General features: G+C 63.1%; 16 protein-coding genes. 12 read left to right on the top strand and 4 right to left on the bottom strand.

Going from position 1 to position 17,849, the window contains the following annotated elements; genetic code table 11:
- The first annotated feature begins 2 nt into the window (after nucleotides 1-2).
- The 10 genes from nuoL to Q4543_RS05585 all read left to right on the top strand — a co-directional run bounded on the left by nuoL (nucleotide 3) and on the right by Q4543_RS05585 (nucleotide 12,396).
- Nucleotides 3-2,099: an NADH-quinone oxidoreductase subunit L gene (gene nuoL, locus Q4543_RS05540; RefSeq protein WP_303436779.1), complete on the top strand. Its 2,097-nt coding sequence runs from the start codon at nucleotides 3-5 to the stop codon at nucleotides 2,097-2,099.
- Nucleotides 2,099-3,649 (top strand): NADH-quinone oxidoreductase subunit M, encoded by a 1,551-nt coding sequence (locus tag Q4543_RS05545; protein ID WP_216004023.1) that lies wholly within the window; start codon nucleotides 2,099-2,101, stop codon nucleotides 3,647-3,649. The genes nuoL and Q4543_RS05545 overlap by 1 nt, the downstream gene beginning before the upstream one ends.
- 11 nt (nucleotides 3,650-3,660) lie before the next feature.
- Nucleotides 3,661-5,103 (top strand): NADH-quinone oxidoreductase subunit NuoN, encoded by a 1,443-nt coding sequence (gene nuoN, locus Q4543_RS05550; protein WP_303436780.1) that lies wholly within the window; start codon nucleotides 3,661-3,663, stop codon nucleotides 5,101-5,103.
- A 104-nt stretch (nucleotides 5,104-5,207) separates the two neighbouring features.
- Nucleotides 5,208-5,951, top strand: coding sequence for a biotin--[acetyl-CoA-carboxylase] ligase (locus Q4543_RS05555; RefSeq protein WP_303436781.1), 744 nt, complete (start codon nucleotides 5,208-5,210; stop codon nucleotides 5,949-5,951).
- Between the two features lie 11 nt (nucleotides 5,952-5,962).
- Nucleotides 5,963-6,742: a type III pantothenate kinase gene (locus Q4543_RS05560; RefSeq protein ID WP_216004026.1), complete on the top strand. Its 780-nt coding sequence runs from the start codon at nucleotides 5,963-5,965 to the stop codon at nucleotides 6,740-6,742.
- Entirely contained in the window at nucleotides 6,739-8,403 is a 1,665-nt protein-coding gene (locus Q4543_RS05565; RefSeq protein ID WP_303436783.1) for a ribonuclease J, read from the top strand. The genes Q4543_RS05560 and Q4543_RS05565 overlap by 4 nt, the downstream gene beginning before the upstream one ends.
- Before the next feature lie 82 nt (nucleotides 8,404-8,485).
- Nucleotides 8,486-9,130 carry a paraquat-inducible protein A gene (locus Q4543_RS05570; RefSeq protein WP_303436784.1) on the top strand — a complete coding sequence of 215 codons (645 nt, stop codon included), beginning with the start codon at nucleotides 8,486-8,488 and terminating at the stop codon, nucleotides 9,128-9,130.
- The gene (locus Q4543_RS05575; protein ID WP_216004029.1) at nucleotides 9,097-9,735 is read left to right on the top strand and encodes a paraquat-inducible protein A; all 639 of its coding nucleotides are present in this window, start codon (nucleotides 9,097-9,099) and stop codon (nucleotides 9,733-9,735) included. Before Q4543_RS05570 ends, Q4543_RS05575 begins: the two co-directional genes overlap by 34 nt.
- Nucleotides 9,728-11,842 (top strand): MlaD family protein, encoded by a 2,115-nt coding sequence (locus Q4543_RS05580; RefSeq protein ID WP_216004030.1) that lies wholly within the window; start codon nucleotides 9,728-9,730, stop codon nucleotides 11,840-11,842. The genes Q4543_RS05575 and Q4543_RS05580 overlap by 8 nt, the downstream gene beginning before the upstream one ends.
- Nucleotides 11,843-11,847: 5 nt before the next feature.
- The gene (locus Q4543_RS05585) at nucleotides 11,848-12,396 is read left to right on the top strand and encodes a membrane integrity-associated transporter subunit PqiC (RefSeq protein WP_303436786.1); all 549 of its coding nucleotides are present in this window, start codon (nucleotides 11,848-11,850) and stop codon (nucleotides 12,394-12,396) included.
- Nucleotides 12,397-12,402: 6 nt separating this feature from the next.
- On the opposite strand, the gene Q4543_RS05590 is transcribed toward Q4543_RS05585, so the two are convergent.
- From Q4543_RS05590 to Q4543_RS05605, 4 genes are all read right to left on the bottom strand, one after another.
- The gene (locus Q4543_RS05590; RefSeq protein WP_303436787.1) at nucleotides 12,403-13,215 is read right to left on the bottom strand and encodes an arginyltransferase; all 813 of its coding nucleotides are present in this window, start codon (nucleotides 13,213-13,215) and stop codon (nucleotides 12,403-12,405) included.
- Nucleotides 13,216-13,394: 179 nt separating this feature from the next.
- The gene (locus Q4543_RS05595; RefSeq protein WP_216004033.1) at nucleotides 13,395-13,844 is read right to left on the bottom strand and encodes an RDD family protein; all 450 of its coding nucleotides are present in this window, start codon (nucleotides 13,842-13,844) and stop codon (nucleotides 13,395-13,397) included.
- A 66-nt stretch (nucleotides 13,845-13,910) separates the two neighbouring features.
- The gene (locus tag Q4543_RS05600; RefSeq protein ID WP_303436788.1) at nucleotides 13,911-14,363 is read right to left on the bottom strand and encodes a DUF2852 domain-containing protein; all 453 of its coding nucleotides are present in this window, start codon (nucleotides 14,361-14,363) and stop codon (nucleotides 13,911-13,913) included.
- Nucleotides 14,364-14,499: 136 nt separating this feature from the next.
- Nucleotides 14,500-14,961 (bottom strand): Lrp/AsnC family transcriptional regulator, encoded by a 462-nt coding sequence (locus tag Q4543_RS05605; protein ID WP_216004035.1) that lies wholly within the window; start codon nucleotides 14,959-14,961, stop codon nucleotides 14,500-14,502.
- A 111-nt stretch (nucleotides 14,962-15,072) separates the two neighbouring features.
- On the opposite strand from Q4543_RS05605, the gene Q4543_RS05610 reads away from it, so the two are divergent.
- Both Q4543_RS05610 and Q4543_RS05615 read left to right on the top strand, forming a co-directional pair.
- Nucleotides 15,073-16,527, top strand: a complete 1,455-nt coding sequence (locus Q4543_RS05610; protein ID WP_303436789.1) for an aminotransferase class V-fold PLP-dependent enzyme — start codon at nucleotides 15,073-15,075, stop codon at nucleotides 16,525-16,527.
- A complete protein-coding gene (locus Q4543_RS05615; protein ID WP_303436790.1) occupies nucleotides 16,524-17,849 on the top strand; it encodes an MFS transporter in 1,326 nt (441 codons plus the stop codon). The genes Q4543_RS05610 and Q4543_RS05615 overlap by 4 nt, the downstream gene beginning before the upstream one ends.

Genomic DNA, 17,849 nt, shown 5'->3' on the forward strand with positions numbered 1-17,849 from the left:
CCATGGTGACGATCATTCTCTTCGCGCCGCTGGTGGGCGCGCTTCTCGCTGGCTTCGGCTGGAGGCTGATGGGCGAGAAAGCCGCGCAGTGGACCACCACGGGCCTGCTGTTCCTTGCGGCCTTGCTGTCCTGGGTGACCTTCCTGACCCTTGGCGATGCCTACACCGTCACGCTGTTCCGCTTCATTGAATCGGGCACGCTCAGCACCGACTGGGCGATCCGGGTCGACCGGCTGACGGCGATCATGCTGATTGTGGTCACCACGGTCTCGGCGCTCGTGCATCTGTATAGCTTCGGCTACATGGCGCATGACCCGCAGTTCGAGCACACGCCTTACCGGGCGCGCTTCTTTGCGTATCTGTCGCTGTTCACCTTCGCCATGCTGTCACTGGTGACGGCGGACAATCTTGTGCAGATGTTCTTTGGCTGGGAAGGCGTGGGCCTCGCGTCCTATCTGCTGATCGGCTTTTACTACAAGAAGCCAAGCGCCAATGCCGCCGCGATCAAGGCTTTTGTGGTCAACCGGGTTGGCGACTTCGGCTTTGCGCTGGGGATCTTCGGGCTGTTCTACCTGACCGACAGCATCCAGTTCGACACCATCTTCAACGAGGTGCCCCGCATCGCAGAAACCCAGCTGCATTTCCTGTGGCGCGACTGGAACGCGGCGAACCTGCTGGCTTTCCTGCTGTTCATCGGCGCGATGGGCAAATCGGCGCAGCTGTTCCTGCACACATGGCTGCCCGATGCGATGGAAGGTCCGACCCCGGTGTCGGCGCTGATCCACGCGGCCACCATGGTGACGGCGGGGGTTTTCCTTGTCTGCCGCATGTCGCCGCTGATGGAATTCGCACCGCAAGCGACGGCCTTCATCACCTTCCTTGGCGCAACCACGGCATTCTTTGCCGCCACGGTCGGCCTTGTGCAGAATGACATCAAGCGGGTGATCGCCTATTCGACCTGCTCGCAGCTCGGCTACATGTTCGTGGCGGCGGGCGTCGGGGTGTATTCGGTGGCGATGTTCCACCTGCTGACCCACGCTTTTTTCAAGGCGATGCTGTTCCTTGGCGCTGGCTCGGTGATCCACGCCATGCATCACGAGCAGGACATGCGCAACTACGGCGCGCTCAAGCACAAGATCCCGATGACCTATTGGGCGATGATGATCGGCACGCTGGCGATCACCGGCGTCGGCATTCCGCTGACCGGCTGGTTCGGCTTTGCTGGCTTCGTGTCCAAGGATGCGATCATCGAAAGCGCATGGGCGGGCACCGGGGGCGGCTATGCCTTCTGGATGCTGGTTGTCGCGGCGCTGTTCACCAGCTTCTACAGCTGGCGGCTGATGTTCCTGACCTTCTTCGGCAAGGCGCGCGGCGACAAGCATACCCATGACCATGCGCATGAATCGCCCAAGGTCATGCTGATCCCGCTGGGGGTTCTGGCGATCGGAGCGGTGTTCTCGGGGATGGTGTTCTACTCGGTGTTTTTCGGCAACCACGACAAGGTGCTGAGCTTCTTTGGAATGCCTGCGCATCACGCCGAAGCCTCTGAAAGCCACGGCGAACCTGTTGCGGACGATCATGCGGCTGACACTGCAACCGAAGACCATGGCACTGCAACGGCAGAGGGCCACGCTGCCACGGGGCTGGAGTATGGTGCGATCTACATGTCGCCCGAGAACAACGTCATGGACGAGGCCCACCACGCCCCGGTCTGGGTCAAGCTCTCGCCCTTTGTTGCCATGGTTATCGGTTTCGCCGTCGCTTACCTGTTCTACATTGTGAACCCGACGCTGCCGCGTCGGCTCGCCGAGAACCAGCGCCCGCTGTACCTGTTCCTGCTGAACAAATGGTATTTCGATGAGGCTTATGACTTCCTCTTCGTCCGGCCGCTTCGGGCGCTTGGGCGGATCTTCTGGAAACGTGGCGATGGCAATGTCATCGACGGCTCGATCAACGGGATCGCCATGGGGATCATACCCTTCTTTACCAAACTGGCGGGGCGCGCACAGTCCGGCTACATCTTCACCTATGCCTTTGCCATGGTGATCGGGATCGCGATCCTGGTGACCTGGATGTCGATCCTCGGAGGGGCCCACTGATGGACAACCTTCTTTCCATCGTTACCTTCCTGCCCGCGCTGGCGGCGCTGATCCTTGCGCTGTTCCTGCGCGGCGCAGACGAGGCGGCGCAGAACAACGCCAAGTGGCTCGCGATGATCGCGACCTCGGCCACCTTCCTGATCTCGCTGTTCATCCTCTTCCAGTTCGACAGCTCGAACACCGGCTTCCAGATGGTCGAGCAGGGCGAGTGGATCATGGGGATGCAGTACAAGATGGGTGTGGATGGCATTTCGGTGCTGTTCGTCATGCTCACCACCTTTATGATGCCGCTGACCATCCTCGCGTCCTGGGGCGTGAAGAGCCGCGTCAAGGAATACATGATCGCCTTCCTGCTGCTGGAAACGCTGATGCTCGGCGTGTTCATGGCGCTGGATCTGGTGCTGTTCTACCTGTTCTTCGAGGCCGGCCTGATCCCGATGTTCCTGATCATCGGGATATGGGGCGGGGCGAACCGCATCTATGCCTCGTTCAAGTTCTTCCTCTATACCTTCCTCGGCTCGGTGCTGATGCTGGTTGCGATGGTGGCGATGTACGCCGATGCCGGAACCACCGACATCCCGATGCTGCTGGCGCATGAATTCAGCTTTGCCAGCTTCGACGTGCTGGGCATTCACGTCGTTGGTGGCTTGCAGACAATGCTGTGGCTGGCGTTCTTTGCCAGCTTCGCCGTCAAGATGCCGATGTGGCCGGTGCACACCTGGCTGCCCGATGCGCACGTTCAGGCGCCGACCGCCGGGTCGGTGGTGCTGGCGGCGATCCTGCTGAAGATGGGCGGCTATGGCTTCCTGCGCTTTTCGCTGCCGATGTTCCCGATCGGCTCCGAGGTGCTGGCGCCGCTGGTGTTTTGGATGAGCGCCATCGCCATCGTCTACACCTCGTTGGTGGCGCTGGTGCAGGAAGACATGAAGAAACTGATTGCCTATTCGTCGGTGGCGCATATGGGCTATGTCACCATGGGCATCTTTGCCGCCAACCAGCAGGGCGTTGACGGGGCGATCTTTCAGATGCTCAGCCACGGCTTCATCTCTGGCGCGCTGTTCCTGTGTGTGGGCGTGATCTACGACCGGATGCACACCCGCGAGATCGACGCCTATGGCGGCCTCGTGAACCGGATGCCGGCCTATGCGCTGATCTTCATGTTCTTCACCATGTCCAATGTCGGCCTGCCGGGCACTTCGGGCTTTGTCGGGGAATTCCTGACACTGATGGGGATCTTTCAGGTCAACACATGGGTGGCGATGGTCGCGGCCTCGGGGGTGATCTTTTCGGCGGCCTATGCGCTGTATCTGTATCGCCGCGTGGTGATGGGCGATCTGATCAAGGAAAGCCTCAAGACCATTCAAGACATGACAACGCGCGAGCGCTGGATCTTTGCCCCGCTCGTGGTCATGACGCTGTGGCTTGGGGTCTACCCGGCGGCGGCGCTAGACATCATCGGGCCCTCGGTCGAGGCGCTTGTCGGAAATTATGAAACGGCCGTGGCGGCCGCCGATCTTGGCGGACCCGCAGTTGCCGAAGCCAATCACTGAGGGGGCGGGACATGATCTCGGCTGATCTGAACACCATCCTACCAGAGATCGTGCTGTCGGTCTTTGCCATGCTCGCCCTGCTGGGCGCGGTCTATACAGGCAAGGACAAGATGGCCTCGCTGCTGGTCTGGGCCAGCGCGGCGCTGCTGCTGGTCATGGCGATCTGGATCGGGGCTTCGAACGCCCCGGCGCAGGCCGGTTTCGGCGGGATGTTCATCGACGATGCCTTCTCGCGCTTTGCCAAGGTGGTGATCCTGCTCTCCGCCTCGGCGGTGCTGGTGATGTCTGAAGGCTACATGAAGCGCTTCGGCATGCTGCGCTTCGAATACCCGGTGCTGGTGTTGCTGTCGGTTGTCGGCATGATGGTGATGGTGTCGTCGGGCGATCTCATCACGCTGTACATGGGGCTCGAACTGCAATCGCTGGCGCTGTATGTGGTCGCGGCGCTGCGCCGCGATAGCGAGCGTTCGACCGAGGCAGGCCTGAAGTATTTCGTGCTGGGCGCGCTGTCGTCGGGCCTGCTGCTGTATGGCGCATCGCTGACCTATGGCTATTCGGGCACCACGCTGTTTTCCGGCATCATCGCCGCAGCGCATGGCGATCACCTGTCCTTGGGCCTGCTGATCGGCCTTGTGATGATGCTGTCGGGGCTTGCCTTCAAGGTGTCGGCGGTGCCGTTCCACATGTGGACGCCGGACGTCTACGAGGGCTCGCCGACCCCGGTCACAGCCTTCTTTGCCACCGCGCCCAAGGTGGCGGCGATGGGGCTGCTGGCGCGGCTGATGTTCGACGCTTTCGGCGGTGTGATCTCTGACTGGAGTCAGGTGATCGCGGTGCTTTCGCTGCTGTCGATGTTCCTTGGCTCGATCGCGGCGATCGGTCAGAAGGACATCAAGCGGCTGATGGCCTATTCGTCGATCACCCATATGGGCTTTGCGCTGATGGGCCTTGCCGCGGGCACCGAGCTGGGCGTGCAGGCGATGCTGGTCTACATGGCGATCTATGTCACCATGAACATCGGCGTCTTTGCCTTCATCCTGTCGCTGAGCCGCGACGGTGCGCCGGTGACCGACATCGACTCGCTGGGCCTGTATTCGAAGAAAGAGCCGGGCCGGGCGCTGGCGATGCTGGTGCTGCTGTTCAGCCTTGCGGGGGTGCCGCCGCTGGTGGGCTTCTTTGGCAAGCTTTACGTGCTGCGCGCCGCCTATGATGGCGGGCTGGCATGGCTGGCGGTTGCGGGCGTCATTGCCTCGGTGATCGGGGCGTTCTACTACCTGCGCATCGTCTACCTGATGTATTTCGGCGAAGACCGGACAGACAGCATCGACGCGGGCGGCTCGCCCGTGCTGTGGGGGCTGCTGATGGCGTCGGCGCTGATCATGGTGGTTGGCGTGGTGAACCTGTTCGGGGTCGAGGCGGCGGCGTCGATGGCAGCATCGGTGCTGGTGCGCTGAACGGATTGACTAGAGCAATCAGAAGGGCGGCGCGCCATGCTGTGCGCCGCTCTTTTTGAATGGGGCAAGGGCTGCGCTTGCGTGAAGAAGAAAGGCGGGGCGCTTTGAACTGGCCTGCGGGATATGGTCGGCGGGTGCTGGCCGAAGTCGATAGCACCAACCTCGAGGCGCAACGGCTGGCGGGCACGCTGGCGGGGCCGGAATGGATCTGCGCGCTGCGTCAGACCGCCGGGCGCGGGCGACGCGGGCGGCCATGGGCCAACCCTGAGGGCAATTTTTCCGCAACGCTGGTTCTGATGCCGCGCGAAGAGCCACGGGTGGTTGCCTTGCGCTCTTTCGTGGCGTCGCTGGCACTGTTTGATGCCTTTGCGGCGGTCACGGGGCGGGTCGACGGGCTGGCGCTGAAATGGCCCAATGACGTATTGCTGAACGGCGGCAAGGTGGCGGGCATTCTGCTCGAAGGCATGGGCGGGCGCGGCGCGGCGCATCTGGCCATCGGCATCGGCGTGAACCTTGTTCAAGCGCCCGGCGCGCAGCAGGTTGAACCCGGCGCGCTGCGCCCGGTGTCGCTGTTGTCGGAAACCGGCGTGCGGGTGAGTCAGGAAGAGTTTCTCGATCCGCTGGCCAGCGCCTTTGCCGCCCATGAGGCGCGCTTTGTGACCTATGGCTTTGCGCCGATCCGCGAGGCATGGCTGGCCCGCGCCGCGCGTCTGGGCGAGATCATCACCGCGCGCACCGGCACCGCCGAGATCACCGGCACATTCGAAACCGTGGACGAGGCGGGAAATCTCGTGCTGAAAACCGCAGCTGGGCGTCAGGCGATCCCGGCGGCCGACGTCTTTTTCTGAAGGGGGCGCAGATGCTTCTGGCCATCGACTGTGGCAACACCAACACTGTGTTCTCGATCTGGGACGGAACCAAGTTCCTCGCCACGTGGCGCACCTCGACCGAGCATCAGCGCACTGCCGATCAATATTACGTCTGGCTGTCGTCGCTGATGGGCTTTCAGAAGATCGATGCCCAGATCACCGACATGATCATCTCGTCGACGGTGCCACGCGTGGTGTTCAACCTGCGGGTGCTGGCGGATCGCTATTTCAACACGCGGCCCTATGTGGTGGGCAAGCCCGATTGCCGCCTGCCGGTGGCGGTGCGGGTCGATACCGGAACGGCAGTGGGGCCGGACCGGCTTGTCAACACCGTGGCGGGGTATGATCTGTATGGCGGCGATCTGATCGTGGTCGATTTCGGCACGGCCACCACCTTTGATGTGGTGGCCAGCGATGGGGCCTATGTCGGCGGCGTGATCGCACCGGGGGTGAATCTCAGCCTCGAGGCGCTGCATCTTGCTGCCGCCGCGCTTCCGCATGTGGACATTTCACGCCCACAGAGCGTAGTTGGCACCAACACCGTTGCTTGTATGCAATCGGGTATCTTCTGGGGCTATATCGGCCTCGTCCGTGAAATTTGCGACCGCATCAAGGCCGAACGGGCCCGTCCGATGAAGGTCATATCGACAGGTGGGCTGGCACCTCTTTTCCAGCAATCCGAAGATCTCTTCGACGAGTTTGTGGATGAACTCACGATGCATGGTCTCACAGTCATCCACGCATATAACAAGAGGCAGGAGTCCTCATGACAGATCGTATCATTTACCTCCCATTGGGCGGCGCCGGCGAGATCGGCATGAATTGCTATGTCTATGGCTATGGCAAACCGGGCGAAGAGCGGCTGATCGTTGTTGATCTTGGCGTTGCCTTCCCGGACATGGACACGACACCGGGCGTCGACATCATCTTTGCCGACATCGCATGGCTGGTTGCAAATCGCGACCGTATCGAGGCGGTGTTCATCACCCACGCTCACGAAGATCATATCGGCGCCGTCGGCCATTGCTTTGAAAAGCTTGGGGTGCGGATCTACGCGCGGGCGTTTACCGCCAACCTTGCGCGTCAGAAGCTGGCCGAATACGGGCTTGGCGAAGAAACCGTCAAGACCTGCTCGCCCTGGCCCGAGACCACCAAGGTCGGTCCGTTCGAGGTTGGCTTCCTGCCGATCTCGCATTCGATCCCCGAAAGCTCGGGGCTGGTGATCGACACGCCGCAGGGGCGGGTGATCCATTCGGGCGATTTCAAGCTCGACACCAACCCCATCGTCGGCGAGGCCTTTGACCCGGAACTTTGGGCCGAGGTGGCGTCCAAGGGCGTCAAGGCGCTGGTCTGCGACAGTACCAACGTGTTCTCGCCCAATCCCGGCCGGTCGGAATCGGATCTGGGCGACAACATCACAGCGCTGGTGGCCAGCGCGCCGCAGATGATGGTGGCAACCACCTTTGCCTCCAACGTGGCGCGGGTGAAAACGCTGGCCGAGGCGGGCGTGCGGGCCGGGCGCTCGGTCTGCCTGTTGGGCCGGGCGATGCGCCGGATGGTCGAGGCAGCGATCGAAACCGGCGTGCTGACCGATTTCCCCAAGGTGATTCAGGTCGAAGACGCGACTCAGATCCCGCGCGAGAACGTCATGCTGATCGTCACCGGCAGCCAGGGCGAACGGCGCGCCGCCTCTGCGCAGCTGTCGCGGGGCAAGTACAACGGCATCGAGCTCAAGGAAGGGGACATGTTCCTGTTCTCGTCCAAGACCATCCCCGGCAATGAGAAGGGCGTGATTCACATCATGAACAACTTCTCGGAAAAAGGGGTCGACGTGGTGGATGACAGCAACGGGCTGTATCACGTGTCGGGCCACGCCAACCGCCCCGATCTGGAACGCCTGCATGACATCGTGCAGCCGCAGATGGTTATCCCAATGCACGGCGAACATCGCCACCTGCGCGAACACGTCAAGCTGGCGCAAGCCAAGGGCCGCGCCGGGGTTCTGGCGGTGAACGGCATGATGATCGACCTGTCGGGCAACACGCCCACCGTCGCCGAATGGATCGACGCGGGGCGCACCTATCTGGATGGCAGCGTGCAGATCGGCGCCATGGATGGCATCGTGCGCGACCGTATCCGCATGGCGCTGAACGGGCATGTTCTGGTGACGGTGATCCTTGACGAGGATGACGAGCCGCTCGGCGAGCCGTGGTGCGAACTGATGGGCCTGCCCGAGACAGGGCGCAGCAATGCGCCGCTGAACGAGGTGCTCGAGGAAGACCTCAGCCAGTTCCTTGGCCGGGCCAAGGACAAGGTTCTGAGTGACGATGACAAGCTCGAAGAAGGCATGCGCCGCATCGTGCGCAACACCTCGCAGAACGAGATCGGCAAGAAGCCCGAAGTCACCATCGTCATCAGCCGTCTGAGCTAAGTCTGCAACAGGCAGATGCCAGGCAAGGGTGCCGCGCTGCGGCATCGTTGCCTTGGCGGCGGCGTGCATTAGGTTGCGTCCCATGAAGGTTGATTCCATGGCACAGCTGCCAGCGCTCGACGAGCTGATTGCCTGCCCCTCTTGCGACGCCCTGTATCTCGAGCGCGACGTCGCGCCGGGGGAAACCGCCTCGTGCCTGCGCTGCCACGCGGTGCTCGAGGCGCCGCGGCGCACGGCGATGACCCGGATCATTATGCTGGCGCTGGCGGCGATCATCCTGATGGTCGCGGCGATCTTCTTTCCGTTTCTCGAACTCGAGGTGGCGGGGCGCGCGCATCGTGCCTCGCTGCTGGATACGGTCCGGGCGTTCTCCAGCGGGTTGACGGCGCCGCTGACCGTGGGGATGGCGGCCCTGATCGTGATCCTGCCGCTGACGCGGTTCAGCGCGATCATCTATACGCTGGCGCCGATGGCCTTTGGCAACCACCCTTGGCCCCATGCGCAAAGCGCCTTTCGCATGGCCGAGGCGCTGCGGCCTTGGGCGATGGCCGAGGTGTTCATCGTCGGGGTCGCGGTGGCGCTGGTCAAGGTGGCAGGGCTGGCGCATCTGAGCCTTGGCCCGGCGTTCTGGGCCTTCGTGGGGCTGGTGATCGTCACCGTCCTGAAAGACAATTTCATGAGCAGGCTGACGGTATGGAAAACGCTGGACACGCGCCGCAAATTCTGACCGCGAAAGCGGCCGGGCTGGTGGGCTGCGTGCAATGCGGGCGCGTCCATCGACCGGGGGTGATGGTCTGTGACCGCTGCGGCGCGGCGATCGCGAGTCGCGACACCACCAGCGTGCAACGGGTCTGGGCGTGGCTATTCGCCGGGCTGGTTGTCTATGTGCCGGCCAACATCTACCCGATGCTGCGCACCACGGTGCTGGGCAAGACCTCTGAAAGCACCATCTTTGGCGGCGTGGTCGATCTGATGCACCATGGATCCTATGGCATCGCTGCAATCGTCTTTTTTGCCTCGATCATCATTCCCTGTTCGAAATTCGCCGCCATCGCCTTTCTTGCGCTGTCCGTACAACGCAAGGTGCGGATGTCGGCCGGGGCCCGCCACAAGCTTTACGAAGTGGTGGAATTCGTCGGCCGCTGGTCCATGATCGATGTTTTCGTGGTCGCAATCCTCGCCTCGCTGGTGCAGCTTGACTTTGCGGCCTCTATCAATCCCGGCATCGCGGCGGTCAGCTTTGCGGTGTCGGTTGCCTTTACAATGATCTCGGCAGAAAGCTTCGACTCGCGGCTGATCTGGGACGCAGACGAGGACGAACACCATGGCTGAACCACAACCGGCCGAGATGAAGATCGAAGGGCCGAAGCGCTCGTTCTGGCGCAATCTGTCACTGGCATGGCTGGTGCCCATCGGGGCGCTGGCGGTGACCATGGGGGTGGCGTGGCAGAGCTATGCCGAGCGCGGCACCGTGATCGAGATCCGGTTTGAAAATGCCGCCGGTGTGGTCCCCGAAGAGACAACCATCCATTATCGCGACGTGACCGTCGGGCTGGTGGAGAAGGTCGAATTCACCCCCGATCTCAGCTCGGTCGTGGTTACCGCGACGGTGGATGACGTGGTTGCCAGCGGGCTGACCTCGGATGCGCAGTTCTGGGTGGTGCGCCCCGAGGTCAGCGCCTCGGGCATTTCCGGCCTGTCGACGGTGCTCTCGGGTGTCTATATCGAGGCCGGGTTCGACCCCAAGGCCGAGGGGGACAGCGACGCGGTCCGCACCACCAGTTTCGAGGGGCTCGACTCTGCCCCGCTGGTCAAGCCCGGCATGAGAGGCACCCGCATCGTGCTGCGCGCCAAGAGCGGCTCGCAGCTCTCGGCGGGGGCTCCGATCTTTCATCAGGGTATCGAGGTTGGCCGCATCGAAGAGCCGCGCCTGATCGACAGTGGCAACGGCGTGATTGCCGATGCCTTCATCGACTCGCCCTATGACAAGCGGCTGACCACGGCGACCCGGTTCTGGGATACCTCCGGGTTCAACTTCAGCCTCGGTGCCGGCGGTTTCAATTTCTCGGTCGAAAGCCTTGCGTCGCTGATCCGCGGCGGGGTGAGCTTTGGCACGGTGTTCTCGGGCGGCAGCCCGGTGCCGTCGCGCTACGTGTTCGATCTGTTCGACGATGAGCAATCGGCGCAGGACAGCGTCTATTCCGACCTGACCGACAATGCCGTCACGCTCAGCGCCGCCTTTGATCAATCGGTCAGCGGGCTGAGCGTTGGTTCTCCGGTGACCTATAGCGGGCTGCGGGTCGGGCAGGTGCAGGCGCTTGGGGCCTTCATCGACGACAGCAGCGGCGAGCAGGAGGTCAAACTGCGCGCTTCGATCAGCATTGATCCGCGCGCCTTTGGGCTGGAAAGCGACACGCCGCAGGAAGACACGCTGGATTTCCTTGGCAACGAGATTGCAGACGGTCTGCGCGCCCGGCTTGCGTCCGAAGGGCTGTTCAGCACCGGCCTGATGATCGAGCTGATCACCGTGCCCAATGCCGAGGCGCCCTTTGCCTTTGATGCGGCGGATCCGCAAATCCCGTCGGTGGAATCCAACATCGCCGATCTGACCACCACGGCGCAGGGGGTTTTCAGCCGCATCGACAACCTGCCGATCGAAGAAATGATCGATCAGATCACCGCCACGCTTGGCTCGATCGAGCGGCTGGTGGGCAACGAGGATCTGCAAAAAGTGCCCGGCTCGGTCAACGGGCTGCTGGCCGATGCGCGCGGCGTCATCGGCTCTGAGGGTATCCAGACCCTGCCCGATGAACTGAGCGCCACGGTCAGCGAATTGCGCGGCATCGCCGAAGAGCTGCGCACCGCTGATCTGGTCGGCACGCTGACGCGCGCGCTCGATAGCGCGGCCAACGCGGCGGATACGGTCAACGCCATGGCGGGGGATCTCGAGGGCGCAACCTCGGAAATCCCGACGCTGGTGGCCGAAGCCCGCGCGCTGGTGCAAAAGGCCAACACGCTGCCGTTGGACAGCTTTGTCGCGCAGGCGACAGAGTTGCTGGACAGCGCCGATGCGCTGATCGACAGCGACGACACCCGCGCGTTGCCCGGCGCCTTGGCGCGGGCTCTGGACGAGGCGCAAGGTGCGCTGGCCGAATTGCGTCAGGGCGGGGTGGTCGAGAACACCAATGCGACGCTGGCCTCGGCCCGTGACGCGGCGGCGGCAATCGAGGAAGCGGCGGGCACGCTTCCGGCGCTGTCGCAGCGCATCGGCACGCTGGTTGCGCAAGCCGAGACCACGCTTGGCGGCTACGAAGCCAATTCGGATTTCAACCGCGAGACCGTCAACGCCCTGCGCGAAGTGCGCCAGGCGGCCGAAGCGCTGACCCGGCTTTCAAGACAGATCGAGCGCAACCCCAACTCCCTGCTTTTCGGACGGTGACACATATGCTTCGCTATATCCCCCTTGTGCTGGCGCTGGCCGCCTGCGGAACCGACCAGCGCTACCTGATCGACGCGCCCGAAGTCGCGGGCTCAGCCCGGGTGCGGGTTGCCACGCTTGAAGTACGAGAGGTGTCGCTTCCGTCTTATGCCGAGGCCTCCGAGATCCTGCTTGAAAACGCCGATGGCGGGCTGACCCCGGTCAAGAATGCGGTCTGGGCCGACGATCCTGTGCGCGCGGTGACGCTGGCGATTGCCGAGCAGGTCAGCGCGCGCTCCTCGGCCACCGCCGCGCCGGAACCGTGGCCGCTGGACGAAGACGCGCAGGCGGCGGTGTCGGTCACTGTGGCCAAGCTGGTGGCGCAGGCCAATGGGAGCCTGCGGATGAGCGGGCAATACGCGATCTCGTCCTATGATCGGGTTGTGGCGGAACGCATCGTGCCGTTCAGCATCGTTCAGCCGCTGGCATCGACCGGTCCCAATGACATCGCTGTCGCCACCGGCGCCGCCGTGTCAGAGCTGTCGTCGGACATCATTGCGACGCTGGGCCGCTAGGGCGGCTCAGCCGCGGCTGTCGGGAAGCGAGATATTGGCAACCTGCTCGGCGATCGGATCGGTCGTCAGCGGGTGCCGCTCGTCTTCGTAATCGGTGGTGTCGGTCACCTTTTCCCAACGCCCGCGCCGGTAGACTTCAAGCGCGCCGAACTGCGCCTTGTAGCCCATCTTGGTCGATCCGGGCACCCAGTAGCCAAGGTAGACATAGGGCAGCCCCGCCTCGCGCGCGATGGCGATGTGATCGAGGATCATCCATGTGCCAAGGCTCTTTTTCTGCAGATCGGGTTCGTAGAACGAATAGACCATCGACACGCCGTCATCCAGAACGTCGGTCAGGCAGACGGCCTTGAGCGGGCCGTCCTCGCCATCGGTGTATTCCACGACACGGCTGCGGATCGGCGTTTCCTCGATCATCGCGGCAAATTCAAAGATATCCATATCGGCCATGCCGCCATCGGCGTGCCGCGCGTCGAGATAGCGGCGGAACAGCGCATATTGATCCTCGGTCGCCCAGGGGCTGGAGGCGCGGCGATGCAGAGTGTCGTTGCGCTTCAGCGTGCGGCGCTGGCTTTTGGTCGGCTCGAATTGCCGCACGTCGATCCGGGCCGACAGGCAGGCGCTGCAATCGGAACAGGAGGGCCGGTACAGAACGTTCTGCGACCGTCGAAACCCCTGTTTCGACAGGCTGTCGTTCAGTTTCTCCGCCGTATCGCCCTGCAATGCCGTGAACAGCTTACGTTCCATCCGACCTGACAGGTACGGACAGGGTTGCGGGGCCGTGACGTAGAACTGAGGCGCGAGCGGTAGAGAATGGCGCATGGGCGTTCCGTTTCAGATTCCGTTACGGACGGTAGCAACGAATCGCAAGACCGCCAAGCCCCCGAAAAGGGGTGCTTGCGGACCCGGCATTGCTACGGCTTACTGTTATCGAAAGTCCTGAACGGATGATTTGCAAGCCCCGAGTTTGCTTTCTCACGGGGCTTTGCAGCCTGTCCGGTTTATGCACGCTTGTTGAGCGCGACGGTGCCAAGCACGAGGTCGGTCAGGCCCTGACCACGTTCGGTCGCGATCATGCAGACGATCGAGATCAGCTGCAGCGGGGCGATGGAGACCGAAACCGTATAGCCGACGGTGTGCATCAGCGCCTGCCCGAAATCGAGCCGCTCGCCGCGCCAGTCGCGAAATTCGATCGCCATGACGCGCATGCCCCATGTGGCAGAGCCATTTGCGATGGTGGCCACCCGGTAGCCGAAACTGATCACCATCCAGATCGCGAAAAAGATAAACGCCCCGAGAAAGGCGGTGAACAGCAGCGCCACAAGCACCAGCGCCGCGACGATGATCGTGTCGATCACCCAGGCCAGCCCGCGCTTGATTGCAACGCTGTCGTAAAACCCGCGCTGGGTCACCGGGTCGGGAAGGTGGGAGCGGCGGCTGTCGGCGTACATGTGCAGTCTATCCCTCTTGGTCAGAAAGAACATGGCCCCTGTGGTGGGGCCATGCAAGGTTGGCGATCAGGCGTCTTGCGCGCTGTCTTCACGTGCGGCGCGGGCCTTGCTGGCGCGGTCGTCCATGAACTGGTCGAACTCGGCCTTGTCACGGGCTTCGCGCAGACGCTGAAGGAAATCCTCGAAGCTTTTCTGCTCGTCTTCGAGACGGCGCAGCGTGTCTTCCTTGTAGGCGTCAAAGGCGGCGTTGCCCGACGAGCGCATGGCGCTCATGCCAGAGGAATAGCGCGCGGCGTAGCGGCTGGCGTGGCGGGATTTGCGGCAGGCAGAGGAGAACATGCGATTGCTCCAGATCATGTAGGCAAGAAGAAACAGGCCGATTGGCCAGAAGAAGATGAAGCCGAGCACCATGGCGACGATCCAAGCGGGCTTGCCGCGGTCGTCCAGCCAGGCCTCGGAGCGGCGCAGCCAGCCGGGGTTCCGGCTTTGGGCGGCGTATTCCTGTGCGGCGGCGGTCATGGGCGTTATCCTTTGTCTCTTGGCGTTGATGTGAATGCCTTTCACATGACTAGAGATCGGGATGCCGGGGCCTGCTTGCAAGGGGGTATGTGAATGTTTTTTACATTTACTTTTTAGTACGTTTTGAATCAGTGGCTTAGAATGGAATGGGCCGCTGTTCCTCGATCGCTTCCATGGCGAAATAGGATGTCACCGTCTCCAGTTCGATCTCTTCGATCAGGCGTTTGTAGACCAGATCATAGCTGTTCATGTCATGGGTGATGATCTTGAGAAGATAGTCGTAATCGCCGCCGATGCGGAAGAAATCGATGACATCGGGAATGGTCGAGACATGGCTGCGAAAGCGTTTCAGCCAGTCTGCCGAATGGTGCCGCGTCTTGATCATCACGAACACCACCAGCCCCGCGCCAAGCTGCGCGCGATCCAGCACCACGGTATGGTTGCGGATCACCCCGGCGGCGTCCAGTGCCTTGAGCCGGCGCCAGCAGGCATTTTGCGACAGGCCGACGCGGTCGGACAGGGCGCGTTGCGACTGCGATGCGTCGCGTTGCAGCTCGGCAAGGATGCGGCGATCTATATGATCTATCTTTAATGTCATTGTGTGGTCATACGATAGAATAATCCGGGTGTTAAGGGGTCAGATTGGGGAAGTTTTTTGATTATGCTGTGGCATGATGTGCCGAACAGCTGATTTGCAGGACACCACGCCATGGCCCCCCTCGACGACTTCGCCCATTCGCTTGACCGCCCGGATCTACCGGAGTGGCTGCAGGCCGGGCTGATCGGAGACAACGCCACCATCGACGGCCCGTTTGGACCCAAGCCGTTGATCTATGCCGATTATGTCGCCTCTGGCCGGGCGCTGGCGCAGGTCGAGGATTTCATCCGCGACCGCGTGCTGCCCTATTACGCCAACAGCCACACGCAGGCATCCTATTGCGGCGCGTTCACCACGAAACTGCGCGAGGCGGCGCGGGCGCAGATTGCCGATATGGTTGGCGCCGCGGCGGGCTATAGCGTCGTCTTTGCCGGTGCCGGGTCGACGGCGGGGCTCAACCGCTTGGTGATGCTGCTGGATCTTGCCGGAATCGCGGCGCGCGGCGGGCGGGCGGTTGTGCTTGTCGGCCCCTATGAACATCATTCCAACCTGCTGCCGTGGCGCGAAAGCGGCGCCGAAGTGATCGAGATCGCCGAAGCTGCGCAGGGCGGGCTCGACATGGCCGACCTCGAGGCGCAGCTGCGCGCCGCGCAGGGGGCCGAGATCATCGTCGGCACCTTCACCGCCGCATCGAACGTCACCGGCATTGTCACCGATACCGATGCGGTGACGCGGATGCTCAAGCGTCATGGCGCGCTGGCGATCTGGGACTATGGCTGCGCGGGGCCCTATACCCGGATGGACATGGCGCAGGGCAGCGATGCCCAGAAAGACGCCATCGTGCTGTCGCCGCACAAGTTTCCCGGCGGGCCGGGGGCGTCGGGGCTGATGATCCTGCGCGATGCCATTGCGCGCCGGTCAACGCCGACCTTGCCCGGCGGCGGCACGGTCAGCTTCGTCTCGCCTTGGGGGCATCGCTATTCGTCCAGCCTTGCTGACCGCGAGGAAGGCGGCACGCCCAATGTTCTGGGCGACATCCGCGCCTGCCTTGCGATGATGGTGAAACAGGCGCTCGGGCAGGATTGGCTCGATACCCGTCAGGCCGCGCTGCGGGCCAAGGCCGAGGCGGTCTGGAAAGGCAATCCGCATCTTGAACTGCTCGGGCAGCCGGGTGCGCAGGCGTTGCCGATCTTTTCGTTCCGGGTGCGCGACGGGCAGGGCGGGCTGGTGCATCACCAGTTCTTCACCCGGCTGCTGAGCGACGTCTACGGCATTCAGGCGCGTGGGGGTTGTGCTTGTGCGGGATCCTACGCGCACCGGTTGCTGGGGCTGGGGAAAGCCGAGTCCGACGAGACTTTCGCCCGGCTCGAACGCGGCGAAGAGACGGCCAAACCCGGCTGGGTCCGGCTCAACCTTTCGGCATTGATGAGCGATGCCAAGGTTGAAATTATCATCGCAGCGGTAGACAAGCTGGCACGCGAGGCCAACTCTTACGAGGCCTCTTATACCGCCGACCGGGCCACCGCTCGATTTGCGCCCGTGCCAGCCGAAAGCCTTGCCTCGTGAATCAAAATCCCATCGCCAACCGCACCTTCCGCACCCTGTTTGCGGCGCAGATCTGTTCGATCCTCGGGGTCGGTCTGCTGACGGTGGCGCTGTCGCTTGCGGCGTGGCGGATCGGCGGCGCCGAAGCTGGTGGCAAGGTGCTTGGCCTGCTGCTGGCGCTGAAGATGGTGGCCTATGTCGGGCTTGCGCCTTTTGCCGAGACGCTGCTGGCCCGTGTGCCGCGCAAGACGGCGATGGCGGGGCTTGATTTCGGGCGGATGCTGCTGCTGCTGCCGATGGTCTTTGTCACTGCCACATGGCAGATCGCGGCGCTGGCGTTTTTCTTTTTCGTGCTGGCCTCGGGGTTCACCCCGCTGTTCCAGTCGGTGATCCCCGACGTGCTGCCGGATGAGGCGCAATATACCCGCGCCTTGGCATGGTCGCGCATCGCCTATACGGCGGAATCGGTGCTTAGCCCGGTGATCGCGGCGGTGGTGCTGAAGATGGTCGCGCCGCAGGCGCTGTTCGTCTGCGCGGCGCTGTCCTTTGCCTGCTCTGTGCTCTTCCTGATGCTGACGCGGTTTCCCGAGAGGGGCACCATTGCGCGCAAGGGGCCGTTCATCCGGCGCGCGCTGCGCGGCATGGTGATTTATGCCAAGACCCCCCGGCTGCGCGGGCTGATCCTGCTCTCGCTTGGGCTATCTTTCAGCATGGCCTGGGTTCTGGTCAACACGGTGGTCTATGCGGGCGAGCGTCTTGGCGACGCGGATGAGTTCTATCCGGTCCTGATGGCGGGCTATGGCTTTGGCGCGGCGCTTGGCGCGGTTCTGGTGCCGCGCCTGTTGCGCCATGTCACCGAGCGGCGCGCGATTGCCGCCGGGGTGCTGGGCTTTGCCTGGCTGGGCGCGGTGTTCGCGCTTCTGCCAGCGCTGCCGATGGCGGGGCTGCTGTTGGTCTGGGGCGGCTTTGGCCTGACCTCGTCTCTGGCGCTGACGCCGGGCGGGCTGGTGATCACCCGCTCTGCCGCGCGCGAGGACCGCGCCGCGGTGTTCGCCGCGCAATTCTCGCTCAGCCACGCGGGCTGGCTGATCGCCTATCCGCTGGCGGGCAGTTTGGCGGCGCAGGCCGGGCTGGAATATGCGCTGTTGGTGTTGGCGGGGCTGTCGGTGTTGACATCCGTTATCGCGCTGTGCATCTGGCCGGCCCATGATCCGATCTCGCGTGCCCACGCGCACCCCGACCTGCCCGCCGATCACCCGCATCTGTCGGGGGGATCAAAGCGCCATGAACACGCCTATCACATAGACGATCTGCATCCATCTTGGGCAAAAGCTCACGTTTGA

This window comes from Salipiger sp. 1_MG-2023 (genome assembly GCF_030547555.1).
GTDB lineage: Bacteria > Pseudomonadota > Alphaproteobacteria > Rhodobacterales > Rhodobacteraceae > Salipiger.